11 protein-coding genes are annotated in these 16,308 nt (G+C 62.4%); 3 read left to right on the forward strand and 8 right to left on the reverse strand.

Annotated features, from left to right (window positions below):
• Nucleotide 1 precedes the first annotated feature (1 nt).
• From KCN53_RS13325 to KCN53_RS13335, 3 genes are all read left to right on the forward strand, one after another.
• Nucleotides 2-1,357: an efflux RND transporter periplasmic adaptor subunit gene (locus KCN53_RS13325; protein WP_088713719.1), complete on the forward strand. Its 1,356-nt coding sequence runs from the start codon at nt 2-4 to the stop codon at nt 1,355-1,357.
• The gene (locus KCN53_RS13330; protein WP_088713718.1) at nt 1,354-4,593 is read left to right on the forward strand and encodes an efflux RND transporter permease subunit; all 3,240 of its coding nucleotides are present in this window, start codon (nt 1,354-1,356) and stop codon (nt 4,591-4,593) included. The genes KCN53_RS13325 and KCN53_RS13330 overlap by 4 nt, the downstream gene beginning before the upstream one ends.
• A 337-nt stretch (nt 4,594-4,930) precedes the next feature.
• Entirely contained in the window at nt 4,931-5,650 is a 720-nt protein-coding gene (locus tag KCN53_RS13335) for a Crp/Fnr family transcriptional regulator (RefSeq protein ID WP_088713717.1), read from the forward strand.
• Between the two features lie 49 nt (nt 5,651-5,699).
• On the opposite strand, the gene KCN53_RS13340 is transcribed toward KCN53_RS13335, so the two are convergent.
• From KCN53_RS13340 to urtA, 8 genes are all read right to left on the reverse strand, one after another.
• Nucleotides 5,700-6,683, reverse strand: a complete 984-nt coding sequence (locus tag KCN53_RS13340; protein WP_088713716.1) for a chemotaxis protein CheB — start codon at nt 6,681-6,683, stop codon at nt 5,700-5,702.
• Complete coding sequence (locus tag KCN53_RS13345) at nt 6,670-11,127, reverse strand: chemotaxis protein CheB (protein WP_088713715.1); 4,458 nt, start codon at nt 11,125-11,127, stop codon at nt 6,670-6,672. The genes KCN53_RS13340 and KCN53_RS13345 overlap by 14 nt, the downstream gene beginning before the upstream one ends.
• Before the next feature lie 19 nt (nt 11,128-11,146).
• Nucleotides 11,147-11,353: a hypothetical protein gene (locus KCN53_RS13350; protein WP_088713714.1), complete on the reverse strand. Its 207-nt coding sequence runs from the start codon at nt 11,351-11,353 to the stop codon at nt 11,147-11,149.
• A gap of 120 nt (nt 11,354-11,473) precedes the next feature.
• Entirely contained in the window at nt 11,474-12,187 is a 714-nt protein-coding gene (gene urtE / locus KCN53_RS13355; protein ID WP_088713713.1) for an urea ABC transporter ATP-binding subunit UrtE, read from the reverse strand.
• The gene (gene urtD, locus KCN53_RS13360; RefSeq protein ID WP_088713712.1) at nt 12,184-12,930 is read right to left on the reverse strand and encodes an urea ABC transporter ATP-binding protein UrtD; all 747 of its coding nucleotides are present in this window, start codon (nt 12,928-12,930) and stop codon (nt 12,184-12,186) included. The genes urtE and urtD overlap by 4 nt, the downstream gene beginning before the upstream one ends.
• Nucleotides 12,927-13,994: an urea ABC transporter permease subunit UrtC gene (gene urtC / locus KCN53_RS13365; RefSeq protein WP_224199717.1), complete on the reverse strand. Its 1,068-nt coding sequence runs from the start codon at nt 13,992-13,994 to the stop codon at nt 12,927-12,929. Before urtC ends, urtD begins: the two co-directional genes overlap by 4 nt.
• Nucleotides 13,987-14,877, reverse strand: coding sequence for an urea ABC transporter permease subunit UrtB (urtB, locus tag KCN53_RS13370; protein ID WP_088713711.1), 891 nt, complete (start codon nt 14,875-14,877; stop codon nt 13,987-13,989). The genes urtC and urtB overlap by 8 nt, the downstream gene beginning before the upstream one ends.
• A gap of 23 nt (nt 14,878-14,900) precedes the next feature.
• Nucleotides 14,901-16,136, reverse strand: a complete 1,236-nt coding sequence (gene urtA / locus KCN53_RS13375; protein WP_088713710.1) for an urea ABC transporter substrate-binding protein — start codon at nt 16,134-16,136, stop codon at nt 14,901-14,903.
• Nucleotides 16,137-16,308 lie beyond the last annotated feature (172 nt).

Raw genomic sequence — 16,308 nt, forward strand, 5'->3', positions numbered from 1 at the left:
GATGACACCTGTTGCCCGCGCCGCGACGTGCGCCGCCTTGTTGTTTCTCGCCTCCTGCGGGAACGGCGAGGAGGCCGACCAGAGCGACGCTGCGGACTCGCAAACGCCGTCAGTGACCGTCCGCGTCGCCGAGGCCGAAGAGCAGGATGTTCAGTCCTGGGTGTATGCTCAGGGTACAGCGCGCGCGATCCAGCGAGAATTTCTGACGTTCGAGAGTGCGGGCCGGGTGGAATATGTGAACCCCGACGTCCGGGTTGGGCAGCGCGTCCGTAAGGGAACGCTGCTCGCCTATCAGCAACCCGACCGCCCGCGCGCGGCGCTCGCCAACGCACAGGCGGGCCTTGCCGGGGCGCGCGGCGAACTTGCCGTGGCAGAGGCAAATCTCGACGAAGCCAATGCCAACCTGGAACTCGCGCTGGAAACCTTCCAGCGCTACGAGATACTTCTGGCGCAGAACTCCGCGTCCCAGCAGGAATATGACGAGGCGGAAGCAAGGCTGGCACAGGCGCGGGCTGCGCGCGAGAAAGCGGCGGCGCAGCTGCAGGCGGTGCGCGCGGAAGTCGGCGCGGCGCGCGCGCGCATCGACGAAGCGGAAGTTACGGTTTCGGAATCGCGCATCGTGGCGCCGATCGACGGCGTTCTTGCCCGCCTGAACCTGGAGCAGGGACGCTATTTCACGCCCCAGCAAGTCCAGACGCAGTCCGAGGCGGGGGCGCTCAGCACCATTCCGGCACTTGTTATCGATCCGTCCACCTACGAAATCACGGTGGAGCTGCCCTCCTACCAGTTCAGCAATGTTGCGGTGGGCAGAACGGTCCTGATCCGCTCTAGCGAGACCGGGCCCAATGCCAGCGTTCCCACGGGCGCCCGCCCGAATGTGAACGGGCGCAGCTCGCCGGGGCTACCCGTCTCCGACTATCAGATCCGAGGTGTCGTCTACTCCGTCACGCCCGCTCTCGATCCGCAGCGGCGCACGTTCGAGGTCGTCATTCGTACCACCACCGGAGAAGACACCTTGCAGGACGGCGAGTTCGTCACCGTCTGGATCGAGGGCATTCGCAGCGACAGCGCGGTAACCATCCCGCTCGAAGCGCTGCTGTACGAGGACGACGAGCCGTATGTTTTCGTGGTGGACCGGGAAACCATGCGGGCGTCCCGCGAGGAGGTGACTGTCGGGCTGCGTGCCTCGACGGCGGTCGCCGTGACCGAAGGCGTCGCTGCGGGTGCGCAGGTCGTGGTGCGCGGAACGTCGGAATTGCAGGACGGCGACCGCGTCCGCCTGGAGGGTGAACGCGAGACTGCCGCCTCCCAGCGAACCGATCCGGACGGCGGAGATGAAGGGGCCGGGGAACGATGAGCGGTTCGCCCTCCGAAGGGACCGGGCCGGATCAGGGCGAAGATGCCGGCGGATCGGAAGATGTATCCGGCGCCGCCCGTTTCTTCTTCCTCAAGACAACATTCGCTCTCTTGCTGGTCGCACTGCTGATCGTCGGCGGGTTCTTTTCCTACGGCCTCCTTGTGAAGGAGTCGCTGCCCGATCTCGAGATTCCGCAGGCCATCGTCACGACCCAGTGGCCGGGGGCCGATCCCGCGACCATCGAGGAACAGGTTACGCAGGAGATCGAGGACGAACTCACCACCTTGCCTCGTCTGAAAGCACTGAACAGTGCCTCCTTCGACAGCTATTCCATCATTTCCGTCGAATTCGAAGCGTCGGCCGATGCGGCGGCGTCGGTTCAGGAACTTCGGGCCGCGGTTGCGGATGCCGAAGCCAATTTGCCCGACGAGGCGGAAGCGCCGACCATAGAGCAGGTCTCCGTCGAGAACAGGCCCATCCTGACGCTGTCGCTATATGGCGACGCCGACATCGCAGTCCTGAGCGATCTGGGCGAAAATCTGCAGGACCGGCTCGAACGTGTCTCGGGTGTCAACGAGGTGGAACTCTCGGGCGCCCGCGATGAAATCGTGCAGGTGCTGCTCGAGCCCGAACGCCTTCTGGCACTCGGCCTCTCACCGGCGCGCGTCAGCGCCGCCATTCAACGCGCGAACCTGGAGCAGCCGTTCGGCGAGATCGAAAGCGAACAACTCGGTGCAATCGTGCGCCTGGAGGGGCAGTTCAGGACCGTTGCGGATCTGGAAAGCCTGCCGGTTGCCCGCTTCGGCGAAGGGGCCACCGGCCGGGCTGTGCTGCTCGGAGAAGTGGCGACGGTAAGGCGGCAACTTGAGAACGAAGAATCGCGCGCTTTCTACAGCACGGAAGGCGAGGAATTCCGCCGCTCGATAGACCTTTCCATCAAGAAAGTTCCGGGGGGCGACACGATCGCCGTCATCGGAAATGTCCTTTCGGAGATGGAGGATGCCGCAGCGATGGGAAGCTGGCCGCAGGGCGTGTCCTATGACGTGATTCAGGACGATGCAGATGAAATCGGCGAAAGCCTGACCAACGTTCTCGTCAACGGCCTGCAAGCGATGGCAGCGGTCTTTCTGATCCTGTTTCTCGTCCTCAGCTGGCGCGAGGGGCTGCTGGCGGGCCTGTCGATTCCAGTCACCTTCTTCGGTGTGCTGATCGTAATCCTGCTTTTCGGATATTCGCTCAACGAGTTGGTGATCATCGGCATGGTGCTCGCCCTCGGACTGCTCGTCGATGTCTTCATCCTGATGATGGAGGGCCTGCACGAGGACATCTACCAGCGCGGAAAGAGCTTCGGTCAGGCTGCGCTCGGGACGGTGAAGAAATATGCCGTTCCTGCCTTTGCCGGTCAGCTGACGACGGTGCTGGCCCTGGTTCCGCTGATGGCGATTGGCGGTGTGTCGGGAAAGTTCATCCGCGTGCTTCCCGTCACCACGATTACCTGCCTGGTCCTCGCCTACGCGATCGCGCTTCTCGCTACGGTGCCGCTATCGCGCTACCTGCTGGGGCGCGCAGCCGAGAAGGACCATTCGGGAGAGGGCAAAAGCCGCTCGGACAAGCTTGCGGAAAGCTGGGCGGAGAGGCTGCGCACCTGGTTGTCCGAAAAGGTCCTCGCCAGCCGCAAGCGGGCCTGGGCATGGGTTGGCGGGGCGCTTGGCGCCTTCGTGCTGTCTCTGCTGGCGGTGTCGCAGGTGCCTCTGGTTCTCTACCCGCCAACGGACGGCGAGACGCTGGGCATTAATATCGAACTGCCGCCTGAGACCCAGTTGGAGAGCGCCCAGGAGGTTGCCGACGAGGTCGGGGCGATGCTGCGCCAGAAGCCCTATTTCGAAAGCGTTGTCATGCTGGCCGGTCGCAAGAGCCCTTTTGCTTCCACCTCTCCAGCCGATACTCTCCAACCCTCGGAATCGGAGAATTTCGTCGGCTTTTCAGCCGTCTTCGTCGACCGCGGCGACCGCGATGAACCAAGCTATGTCCTCGCAGACCAGTTGCGGAAAGAGCTCGGCACCTACCTGGACGAGAATGTGGCCGGCGCCAGCCTTCTGGTGGTCTCGGAGAGCCAGGGCCCGCCCACCGGCGATCCCATAGAGATCGAACTGACCGGGCCGAACATGGACGAGTTACAGGACCTTAGCGAACAGGTGCAGGACTATCTCTCCGGGGTAGAAGGCGTGGTGGACGTGCGCGACAATCTGGGGAGCGTAAAGCGCGAGATCGCACTCCGCCCCGACCGCGAGGCGCTGGATTTCTATGGTCTGACGCAGGAGGATCTGGCCGCTCAAATCCGCTTCGGCCTCGCTAACGACAAGATAGGCGAATTCTCTACGGTTGGCCCTGAAGACGACCTCGACATCCGTATGGGCACGAATTGGCCAAGCCACGCGGGCGAGGCCGGGGCTCCCCGCAGGATAGAAGAACTGTCGCAGATCCGTGCCTTCACGCCCGATGGCGGCAGCGTCTCGGTCCTGTCGCTGCTAAGGCCCGTCCAGTCGCAGGCACCCATCGCCATTTCGCATGTCGACGGCCAGCGCGCCCTTACCGTTCTCGCCAAGAATGAAGGGAGGCCCGTGACGGAAATCGTGGAGGGCGTGACGCCCGAGCTTGAGCAGATGGCGCAGGGCTGGCCCGCCGGTTATGAATTTCGCATCGCCGGCGAGGCGGAGGAAACTGCAGAAACCTTCGGCTCGGCCGGCATCGCGCTGGCGGTGGCCCTCGTGATGGTGTTCGGGGTGCTGGTCATCGTCTTCGATAGTTTCCCGCAGGCGTTCATCCTTCTGACCACCATGCCGCTTGCGTTGATCGGCACGTTTCTGGGCTTTTTCCTGTTCGGAATGTCGCTGTCCTTCTTCGCCATGATCGGGGTGATTTCCCTGATCGGGATCGTGGCGAACAACGGCATCGTCATGGTCGACAATATGAACGGACGCCTCGCCGGTGGCTGCGGCATAGACGAGGCGGCGGCGCTGGGTGCGTCGGAACGGCTGAGGCCGATCCTGACGACGTCGGTTACCACGTTGGTGGGCCTCGTTCCGCTTGCGCTGGGAAATCCGATGTATGCTCCCCTCTGCCTGGCGATCATCTTCGGATTGCTGAGCTCGACGGTCCTCTCGTTGGTGGTCGTGCCCGCGCTCTACCTACTGCTCACGCGAAAGAATCGAGAAAGCGCATCCAGCTTGGGATAAATTGTCGCAGCAAGGCCGACCGCATTTTAGCGGGCGCGTTTGATTGTTTCGCCAACGCTGTCTTTTAGAAATCTTTCCCGGATTGAGATGGTTAGATAATTTATTGATCCAGATAATAGACCCATATCAGAGTAAACAGATAATTCTCTAAAACTGATATTCTTTATTTGGGGCATTGTTGAAAGCGTGTACGTTTCCTCGTATAAGGGCTGGTGGACGAGCGGAGTGGTCGCTTACTCCGCAGAGGAGGCAGATCATCGCAAGCAGGCTTCAACAGGATAGTGCCGGAGAGACCCGGAAAAGCGCTCGTCGATTCGCGCGCGAGCCTCTTTCGGTGATGAAGACACGCCTGGCGCGCTTCTCAGGGGTCGCGTCGGCACTCGATGAACTCCCCTTGCCGGCTCGGGAGCGGGAATTTTCCAGTTCCCGGCCGATCTGGGGCGATAGTGAGGCTGCCGATTCCCTGTTCGTGATGGAACGGGGCCATGCCTTTGCCTTCACTATCTTTCCGAACGGTCGCCGGCATATCAGCGACTTCTTTGGCCCCGGGTCGATCTGCAACTGGACCCGGCTGCGCTCATCGGCCGTGAAGATGAACATCATGTTTCGTCCGGGAAGCGCGGTTTCCATCCTGAAGCGTAGCGAGGTCGTCGAGGCGCTCGACAACTCCCGAATACTCGAAAGTGCGATCAACCGTCATGAGATGGCCCGGACATTGCGGACTTCTCAGCGCACGCGCGCGCTGATCGCCATGAACGGTAGCGACAGGTTCATGACGCTGCTTCTCGATTTTCATTCGGAACTGCGTGCTGCGGGATTGGCGGAAGACGTCATCGAACTGCCGTTTAGTCAGGCGGAGATCGCCGACATCATCGGCCAGACGAATGTTCATGTCAGCAGGCTGTTGAAGGCGTTGGAGCAGGATAGCCGGATCGAGCGGCTCGACGGCGCCCGGTTCCGGATCAAGGATATGGATCGTGAACTGGAACGGCTCGATTATCGCGACCCGTTTCTCAAGATGCGCCGTGAAGCCCAGGCCCAGGAGAGCGCGAACTAGCCCGAAGGGCTGGAATCTCAGGCGCTGGCCTTTCCGTAGTCGGGATAACTCAGGCCGCGCGTGAGTGCGTCAGCATCGATTCTACGGTCGCAGCGTCGTCGTCCAGGTCTTCTGCCCGCTGCAACCAGTGCGCGCGGTTTGCCATGTCCTTATCGGCTAGATGCCTGAGTAGGGCCGAGCGTTCCCTGTGGTCTTTCAGCGTCTCGTAAAGACGCCGTTCGAGCGCGTCCGTCTGCGACTCCAGAAGCGTATTCGCCGTATAGGCATGACCGGTGTGGCACCGGTAGCGCAGTAGCGGGCCGTCCTCGATCTCCCACAGCACCCCCTTGCAGTCGGGACAGGAAAAGGGGGTCAATTCGCCGAGCCGTTCTTCCGTTCGTATCGAGGCGCGTTCGAGTCCGGCCACCATCACCTCCAGTTTCAACTCGTCCGAGGCTTCCACCCGTTCGCCAGCAGGCTTCGCCACCATCTCCGTCAGCCAGTCGGCCAGCCCGTCCGCATTTCCCAGAAAGTCGGGTTCGCCGACGGCGCTGATGGCGGCGCGGGGAAGGTCGGGATAGTCGGTTTCTGCCGGGTCCTGCACGGCGATCCTGCCATTCACCAGCTTCAGCGCCCGCGCGCCCGATGCTCCGTCGTCGAGAAGGCCCGACAGAATGACACCGAGGCTGCGGTTTCCCGCCGTTACCGCAGCTGAGCGGAAAAGCGGGTCGATCGAGGGGCGAAAGCCGTTTTCGCGAGGGCCCCGGCTAAGGTGCACATGATCCGAACCCACGAGGAGATGCTGGTTGTTCGGGGCAAGATAGACGCGCCCCCGCTCCAGCGGCAGCGCGTCTTCCGCCTGACAGCAGGCTAGCCTGCTCGACCGCGCCAGGATGTTTTCCAGATGTGACGCGCGGCCCGAGCGGTGCAGCACCACGAGGATCGGAGCGGGGAAATCTTCGGGCAATCGCTCTAGGATCTTCACCAATACGGGAACCGCTCCGGCGGAGCCTCCGATCACAACGAGGTCGTGCCGCTGTTCAGCCTTGGTCATCCTCAGCCCCTTTGATGATCTTTCTCAGGCAGGAGAGGAGGTCGCTTTCGACGACCGGCTTGGCGAGAATGGGCGCGTCGATGTCTTTCTCCACCAGGTTGCGATAGCCGGACACGAACAGGAAGGGCACACCCTTGTCATGCAGCTTTCGCGCGAGATCGAGGCTCGTTTGCCCGGCGATGTTCACGTCGAGAACGGCTGCGTCGAGATCGTCGTCGAGATGGGCTTCGGCCTCGGGAAGGTTCGTAATCGGTCCCACCACGTCGCATCCCGCGTCAATCAGGATAGCTGAGTTGTTCTCCGCGATCAGCCATTCGTCATCGAGGACCATCACCTTCCGGCCCTTCAGGTCCGGCAAGAGACCCCCGTCCTCGCCGCCCAGTTCAACCTGCTGCCGGCCACTTGTCGGGGGGACCGAGAGATGATGATCGGGCATGGTGATCGTCACGCACAGCCCCTCTTTCTGGAAGTCCTGCTCGATGTCCGCGCCGAGCTGGCTGGAGGCGATACGGTCGATTACCCGGGAGCCGAAGCCCTTCTTCCTTGGTTTCTTAACCGGGGGGCCGCCCCGCTCGCGCCAGTCGAGAACCAGCGTGGCAGCGCGAGGGTCGTGATGCCAGCGGACCCGGAGCTGTCCCTCGGGCACCGACAGCGCCCCATATTTGGCGGCATTTGTAGCCAGCTCATGAACCGCGAGAGAAAGGCTTTGCGCCGCCTCGGGTGTCAGCGAAGCACGCGCGCCTGAAATAAGTATGTTGGCACCTTGGCGCTGCTCGTACTGGCCAAGCTCGGTCTCCAGCAACTCGGCGAGATCGACTCCGTCCCATTTCCCTTCGCTGATCAGGCTGTGCGCCTTCGCCATGGCCTGAACGCGCTGGGTGAAGGTCTCGACGAACGACTGCAGGTCCGTCTGCTGGCGCGAGGAAATCTGGGCGACTGAAACGATGACCGACAGCATGTTCTTCACGCGGTGATCCAGTTCCCGCATGATCAGGTCCTGGCGCTCCTCCTGCTTGCGCCGGTCGGTGACGTCGAAATTCACCCCCATGATTTCCAGCGGGTCGCTGCCCGGGATGCGGGCGCCGCGCCCGGCAATCCAACGGATGTTCCCGGATGGCAGGACGATGCGGAATTCCATTTCGAACGGTTCGCCGCGATCGACCGTACGCGTGTACGCTTCGCGAACCGGGCTGACGTCATCGGGATGGACCGCCGAGAAAAAGCCGTTCCCGCTCGCGGAGAAGGTTTCTGGGTCCTGGCCGAGAAGTTCCGGTAGTTTCCGATCCCATTCGGCCTCGTCGGTTTCCGGAATGTGCCGCCAGAACGCCAGATCCGCGGCCCGGAAAGCGAGATCGCGACGCACCTTCTCTTCGACAGCTGTGCGTTCACGCGTGATCTGACCAATCGCGACCGCTAAAATATTCGCAGCCGAGCGGATGACGTTCAGATCGTCTCCATTGTACCGCTCCCGCTGCCGCGAATGGGCGCCGACAACACCCCAGGCACGACCATCGATCAGGATCGGCGCGCTGAGGCCTGCGCGAAGATTGTACCGCTTTAAGAGTTCCGGTGGCCCGAACCGCTTGTCCTCGGTGACATCTTCAGTCGCGACCGGACCATGGCGGGCTGTGTATCCCGCTTGCGTTTCCGGAGAGTTCACTACCGTCGCATGGCCGATATCCGCGGGGTCCCATCCGATACCGGCGACGAGCGTAAATTCGTGGCCATCTTCGGAGAGGCGAAGGATCTTGACCCCGTCGGCTTCGAACAGGCGGTGCAAAGGACGAAGCAGACCGGGGTAAAGGTCCTCCATCGAGCGGGCCAGAAGCGCAGCTTCGCCCATCTCGGCTATGGCCGACTGCTGCCGCTCCCGTAGCGCCAGTTGGCGGGTGGCCAGTGCCATGTTGGTGATGTCGTTATAGGTGATCACGACGCCCTCAATGCGATCCTGGGCCCCGCGATAGGGCTGGATACGGCGCAGGAACCAGGCGTCGCCGTTCAGAGCCGCCACTTCCCGTTCCATCGGTGTCAGCTGCGACAGAACCTTTTCGATATCTTGGTAGAGCTGCTCGTCCTCCACCTTCATTTTCAGGTCTGCCAGCGGACGCCCGACATCGCCGTCGCGAAGCTCGACGACGGCATCGGACGCCGGTGTGAAACTGCGGATCCTATGTTCCACGTCCAGGAACAGAACGGCAAGCCGCGTGCTGTTGAGAAGGTTTTCCAGGTCGTTCGTCGTGCTTTCGACTTCGCGAACCTTTTCTTCCAGCTGACTATTTACAGTTACAAGTTCTTCGTTGAGCGACTGAAGTTCTTCGCGAGAGGTTTCCAGTTCTTCGTTCGTTGATTGAAGCTCTTCGTTTGCGGCTGTGGATTCCTCGTTCGCGGCCTTCAGTTCTTCGTTGCTGGTCTCCAGCTCCTCGACAGTCGTTTGAAGGTCTTCCTTTACGACGAGGAGTTCATGCTCCAGCCGGCCCAGATATTCGTCGTCGTCATTGGCAGGGTCCTGCTTTCCAGGCCGCTCGATCTCCGGCTCGCCGAAGCTTTCCTGGATGAAGGCACAGAGGAATAACGCCGGGTCGCTCGTTTCGCGAAGCCGCTCGATCTCGATCCGGTAGGGTTGCTCGTCACCCCGGCGAACGCCGCTCACTTCGGCCCTGCCGTCTCGGCTGTCTTCCGCGGCAGAAATCGCTTCCGTAAAACGCCGCCGAAGTCCTGCCGGCAGCAGGTGAACCAGATTTTGCGTCGGCTCACCTTCCGGAACGATCAGGAAGTCGCGTACGTCGCCGTGAAAATACGCCACGTCGCCATCTGCCGAAACCGCTGCCGCCGGGGGAGAGTAACGGCGCAGAAGTCCGCGGCGGGTCGCCTCGCCGATATTGGCTGTCCGCGGCCTGCCAAATTCACCTTGATAGCTCTGAGTTGGCCGCGCGATCCGGCCGCCACCACCCGCCGGATGGGACGTCAGCTGGCTTGCGCGGCCCGGTCCTTGCTTGCGTTGATAGAGATGCGCTTTCTGGTCGACGGTCTTGAACAGCTTCTGTCGCTGCGACGTCGTTTCCGATGTGCCCAGAAGCAGGAAGCCGTCGTCCTCCAGTCCGAAGTGAAACACGTCGAACAGCCGCGCCTGCGTCGTGTTACTGAGGTAGATAAGCAGGTTGCGGCAGGACACCATCGACAGGCGGCTGAAGGGCGGGTCGGAGAGAAGATTATGTTCGGCGAAGACGACACGTTCCCGCAGCCGCTTCGCTACGCGATATCCCTTCCCTTCTGAGGTGAAGTAGCGCTTCAGCCGTTCCGGAGTCAGGTCCTGCTCTATGGCTGTGGGATAAGCGCCATGGCGCGCCGTTGCCACCGCCTCCGCATCGACATCGGTGGCGAAAATCTGCCAGCTGAGCCCCTCCTTGTTTTGCCGTCGGCAGGCCTCGTCAAGGAGGATAGCGAGCGTAAACGCCTCTTCGCCGGTAGACGCTGCCGGTACCCAGATGCGAATATGCTCGGCAGGGTCGGCCTTCGAGACCATCGGATCGATGGCCCTCTCTCGTACGGCCGTCCAGACCTCGGGGTCCCGGAAGAAGCCGGTCACATTGATCAGAAGGTCGCCGGCAAGCTGTTGTAGCTCAGGTGGGGTCGAGCGCAGATAGGCGAGATAGTCGCCCATATCCGTAAATCTCAGAAGGCTGAGCCTGCGTAGTACGCGGCGCTCGATTGTCCCGCGTTTGTAAGAGGAGAAGTCGAGCCCCGCGCGGGCGCGCAGCAGAGCCGTGATGGAATTGAGATCGTTCGTCGAAATGGAATGCTCGCCATTCCCGTCGCGATGATCCTTGGCGAAGGACACGATCCTGTCGGCGATCGCAGCGATCGGCCCTACGAAGTCGACCGTGCCCATGGCGACCGCACTCGCAGGCATGCCGTCGTAGAGCGCCGTCTCGGGCGATTGGGCAGCTGTCAGCCCCCCCTCGGCGCGGATCTCGCGAAGGCCAAGTGACCCGTCGCTTCCGGTGCCGGACAGAACTACCCCGACGGCACGGGGGCCCAGCACGGTCGCCAGGGAGCGCATGAAATGATCTATGACAAGGCGCTTGTTGTCCGGTCCGTCGCGCGGCTCGATGAACAGGCCGCTGTCGACAATGGTCAGCGCCTTGTCGGGGGGAAGGACGTAAACATGGTCGATGCAGATCGCCTGCCCATCCTCGGCGTCCTCCACCGGAATGGAGGAGACGCGTCCGAGAATGTCGGACAAGCGGCTTTCATGGTCGGGTGCAAGATGCTGCAGAACCACGAAGGCCGCCCCGATGTCCGGTGGAATAGCCGAAAAGAAGTCTCTGAGCGCTTCCACGCCCCCGGCGGATGCACCTACGGCGACGACTGGAAATTTCGGTCCCGTCGAGTGTGCCGGGGCACGATCCGGTGCCGCGGCCCCGCTCGGATCTTCATCTGCCATGGATGGGACTGTAGCGATCCTAAGACGAGGCGGCGAGTCGCTTTCCCTGTTTGGACTTCAAACGCGCGATGGCCTCGTCGTGCGACAACCCCTGCGCCACGAGAAAAAGATGCTCTGCAAGTTCGAGGTGAATTTCACGGCACTTCGGCAGCTCTGCAGCTTCCGCTTTGGCCAAATGCGCCTGCGCACGCCCCCGCAGATCGTATCGCTGAGTAGTTTGTTGCATATCCCTAGCCCTCCTTGTTCCAAGATGACAAGTTGGGCCGAAAGAACATTCACAAATATTGCACTTTGCTAGGAAAATTTTAGGCCGTACCGTGCGTTTCGATTCGGTGCCGTTATAAACTCAAATGCTGACGAAGGCAGCGACATCACTGGCTTTTGATTCCGAAGTCTTACCTTCCTTCACAATTCGTCCGTCCCTCATCGCCGCAAATCGGTTGGCGAACCGCCAGACGAACTCAAGATACTGTTCCACGACGACGATTGTGAGCGAAAGCTCTCGGGCGGCATGGCGCAAGGCTTGCTCGATCTGGTCGACGACATTCGGCTGGATGCCCTCGGTCGGCTCGTCGAGGAGCAGGAGACGGGGCGCCCCCGCAAGCGCGCGTCCGATGGCAAGCTGCTGCTGCTCGCCCCCGGAAAGAAAGCCCCCTTTTCGGTCCCGGACCTCATGCAGTTTCGGGAAAAGGTCGAAGATATAGTCTGGCACCCGCCGTCCGCGGGTGCGGGTTCCGCATGCGCTAAGACCCGCGTCCAGATTCTCAGCCACGCTGAGATGAGGAAAGATGTGCCGGCCCTGCGGCACATAGCCTATTCCGGCGCGGGCACGGCGGTGGGAGGGCAGGGCGGTCATGTCCTGACCGCCAAGCAGAATCTGTCCGCCGCTGGCAGCCTGCACGCCAACGATCGTCTTCAGAAGTGTCGTTTTGCCGACGCCATTGCGGCCGATAAGGGCGAGGATGTCTTGCCCCGCGACGGCAAGGTCGATGTCCCACAGGACTCGGCTGCCCTCATAGCCGCTGCTGAGACCGCGAAGTTCGAGCAGGTCCGCGCTCATGCCGAATGACCGAGATAGACGGAGATGACTTCGGGGTCTGCTCTGACCGCTTCCACGGAGCCCTGTTTGAGAAACCGTCCCTGATGCATGACGGTGACCGGGGCGGCCAGCTGCTCCACGAAGCTCATATCGTGATCGATGACAATGACGCTGCGCGTGTCGCCGAGGTCGCGGATGAGCTCGGCAGTCCTGCTGGTTTCGGCCGGACCCATTCCGGCCGTAGGTTCATCGAGAAGAACGAGTTCGGCTCCCGTCGCCAGAACCATGCCGATCTCCAGCCACTGCTTTTCCCCATGGGCAAGCTCGCCGGCTTTGACCTCGGCACGGTCGGCCAGGCCGACACGCTCTAGGACGGCGTCCACGGAAGCCTGCTCCTCTGCGGGGATGCCTTTGCCGAATGCCTGCCACCATGACCGGTCGCGCCGCGCCGCCAGGGCAACATTCTCCCGCGCGGTGATCCCGGCAAGAATTCCGGGAGCTTGGAACTTGCGGCAGATGCCGCGCTCAACGATTGCCTGTTCTGATAGTCCGGTCAGGTCCTCTCCCCTGAACAGGACGCGGCCCGCCGCGGGACGAACCCGGCCGATGATGGCGTCGCAGAGCGTCGATTTGCCGGCACCGTTCGGCCCTATGACGACGCGCGTTTCTCCCTTGTCGAGAGTCATGCTGAAGGTATCGAGCGCCTTGAAGCCGTCGAAGTCCACGGTGATGCCGTCGACGGCGAGTAAGAGAGGCCCGCTCATCGCCTGGATACGCGCCGTGCGAGGCCTGCTACGCCGTTCGGAAGCAGCGTGACCGTGAGGATGAAGACCAGGCCGATCAGGTAGAGCCAGAGCTCAGGGAAGGCCGACGACACGCTGTCGCGTAGAATGTTGAGCGCTACTGCGGCAACCAGAGCCCCCGCCAGACTGTACCGCCCGCCGACCGCAGCCCAGATCACCATTTCGATCGAAGGCACCACTCCGACGAGTGCCGGAGATATATTGCCCGCGTGCATCGTGAAGAGGGCACCGCCCACTCCCGCAAGCATCCCGGCAATGGCAAATGCCACGACCTTGAACGGGACCGGGTTGTAGCCGAGAAACCGAATGCGGTTCTCCGCGTCGCGCGCCGCCCGCAGGAGGTTGCCGAACCGCGTCGCCAGAAGCCAGCGAAGCCCGGCATAGCCAAGTGCGGCCAGGGCCAGAGTCGTCCAATAGAGGCCATCCCGGACTGTCTGGTCGGCAAGCGAGAGGCCGAAGAGCGACGGGAAGTTCGTCAGGCCGTTGAAGCCACCCGTCACGTCCTGCCGGCTGATCAGCAGCGTCGCAAAGGCAAGGGCGAGTGCCTGGGTGATAAGTGCGAAATAGACGCCGCTGACGCGCCGGTAGAACACGAGCCATGAGAACAGCGCCGCCAGAAGCGCGGGCAGAAGGAAGACTGCGAGTATGGCGAAGACCGGGCTGGCAAACGGCTCCCACCACCATGGCAGCGCCTCCCGTCCGCTCCACATCATGAAGTCGGGAAGCTGCCCGTCGCCGGCGGCTGCAAGCTTCATGTGCATGGCCATGGCGTAGGCACCGATGCCGAAGAATACGCCCTGGCCCAGGCTGAGAATGCCGCCATGGCCCCAGATGAGTACGATGCCCATGGCCAGGATGCCGAATGCCATGAACCGGCCGAGCAGACTGAGATTATATCCCGAGAGATAGAAGGGGGCTGCTGCGCCTAGCGCGAGCAGCAACCAGGGAAGAAGCGCCATTGCCCGGCGGCGCCAGGCGCGGTCTCCATCCGCAGCCGGAACCTGCGACGTCACGGCGTCACTCATCGAGTGCGCGAGAGCGGATGGATATGACGCCCTGCGGCCTGACCTGGATGAAGATGATGACGAACAGGAGCAGCAGCATCTGGGCGGCGCTGACATCCACCACGGTCTGCGCGAGCGCCGAGAAAAGGCCGAGGAGGAGTGCCGCTACCGTCGTTCCGAGAACGCTGCCGAGGCCGCCCATGATAACGACGAGAAAGGCGGGAACGATGTAACTCTGGCCGACGCTAGGGGTGACCGGACCCAGCAGGGCGAGAACGACGCCGGCCAGGCCGGCAATGCCTGTTCCTAGAGCGAAGACGACGAGGTCGACCCTGCCGGCGTCGATACCGGTTGCGCCCGCCATCATGCGGTCCTGGTTGACCGCGCGGACCGTCAGGCCGATCCGCGTGCGCCGAATGAGGAGGGCAAGCGCGCCGAGAACGAGGATGGTCACCAGAATGATGAACAGGCGGGCGGACGGAATGACGACAGCGCCGAACTGCAGGCTGTCATTGAGCCAGTCGGGTGCGCGGACCTCGACGCCGATGGCGCCGAATATGTCGCGCGCCGCCTGCTGCAGGATCAGGCTGACGCCCCACGTCGCCAGCAGCGTATCGAGGGGGCGATTCATCAGGCGGCGGATAAGGCTTAGCTGGATGAGCGCGCCCATCGCTGCCGCCCCGACGAAGGCCACGGGGATCGCGAGGAGAATGCCCGGAGCGCCCGGCACCCAGATGAGCGTCAGATAGGCGAGGTAGCCGCCCAGCATCAGCATTTCGCCATGCGCCATGTTGATGACACGCATCAGCCCGAAGCTAAGCGCCAGGCCGAGCGCTGCCAGCAGATAGATGCTCGCGACGCTGATCCCATTGAACAGCTGGTTGAGAAGTAGAGCCGCGTCCATGCCGCTGGCCGCCTCCGGCCTCCTCAGACCTCGCAGCTCTGATCGGGAAAGGCGAGCGGGTCATAGGGCTGAGGATCGATGGGTGTGCCGGAATCGGACACGATTTCGAACTGGCCGTCAGAACCCAGTTTTCCGACATAGGCCGTCTGCACGAGACTGCCATTGGGGGCGAAATTCACTTCGCCCATCGGGGTCGGAATCCCGCCAAGGTCCCTGGCGGCCTCGCGAACCTCTGCGGGATCGAAGCTGCCGGCCTTCTCGACCGCCGCCTTCCAGGCGTACACGTTCAGATAGCCGTGAACCATCGGATCGGTGATGGCCGCATCCTCGCCATAGGCCTCCTGGTAGGCGCCGACGAAGGACTGGTTCGCCTCGTCGGGCATCGACTGGAAATAGTTCCAGGTCGCGTAGCTGCCCTCGACCAGCTCGGTTCCCATGGCCTGCGCTTCCTGCTCTCCGATCGAGAAGGACATGACCGGAAGTTCGGACGGCGGCATGCCCGCAGCCTGCATCTGCTTGAAGAAGGCCACATTGCTGTCGCCGTTCAAGGTATTGAAGATGATGTCCGGGTCGGCGGACCGGATGCGGGAGATCACGCCGCTGAAGTCGGTCCCGCCGAGGGGGACATAAGCTTCTCCAGCCAGCTCGAGTCCGCGATCCTCCAGATGCTTCTTGAGGATGAGGTTGGCCGTGCGGGGGAAGACATAATCCGAGCCGACGAGGAAATAGCTCTCATATCCTTCCTCTTCGGCCCAGCCGAGGGCGGGCAGGATCTGCTGGTTGGGCTGGGCGCCCGAATACATGATGTTCGGGGAGCACTCGTTGCCTTCGAACTGGACCGGGTACCAGAGCAGGTTCTGGGTCCGTTCGAATACCGGCAGCATCGCCTTGCGGCTGGCGGACGTCCAGCCGCCGAACACAGTTGCCACCTCCTCGTCCTCGATCAGCTTCTGTGCCTTCTGGGCAAAAGTCGCCGGTTCGGAGGCCCCGTCCTCCACGACGGCGACGATCTCCCGGCCAAGGACGCCGCCATTGTCGTTGATCTGTTCGATCGCGAGTTCGGTTGCGTTTTTCACCGTGATCTCGCTGATGGCCATGGTCCCGGTGAGCGACTGGAGAATGCCCACTTTCACGGCATCTTCGGATATGGCGGCAGTCTCGCTCTCTTCCCCGCCGGAGCAGGCCGAAATGGCGAGGAGGGCCGCCGCAGTCCAGACAGCCGAAGACCGTTTGAATTTCTGTCGAAATCGGAATGCCATAGCCTGCCCCCTTGCCAAGTCCTGCCGGCTTCCAGCCCATGGAAAGCCGAGCCTATGCCGAAAGGCTAGGTAGCGGGGTCCCGCCCGGGTTATGCGTTAATTGACGTAGCTGACTTCGCCCCCGCGCGGACGGTAGTGTCGTCGGGGAATGGCAGGAAACGGCGCGAGCAGC

Source organism: Pacificimonas aurantium (assembly GCF_020092905.1).
GTDB lineage: Bacteria > Pseudomonadota > Alphaproteobacteria > Sphingomonadales > Sphingomonadaceae > Pacificimonas > Pacificimonas aurantium.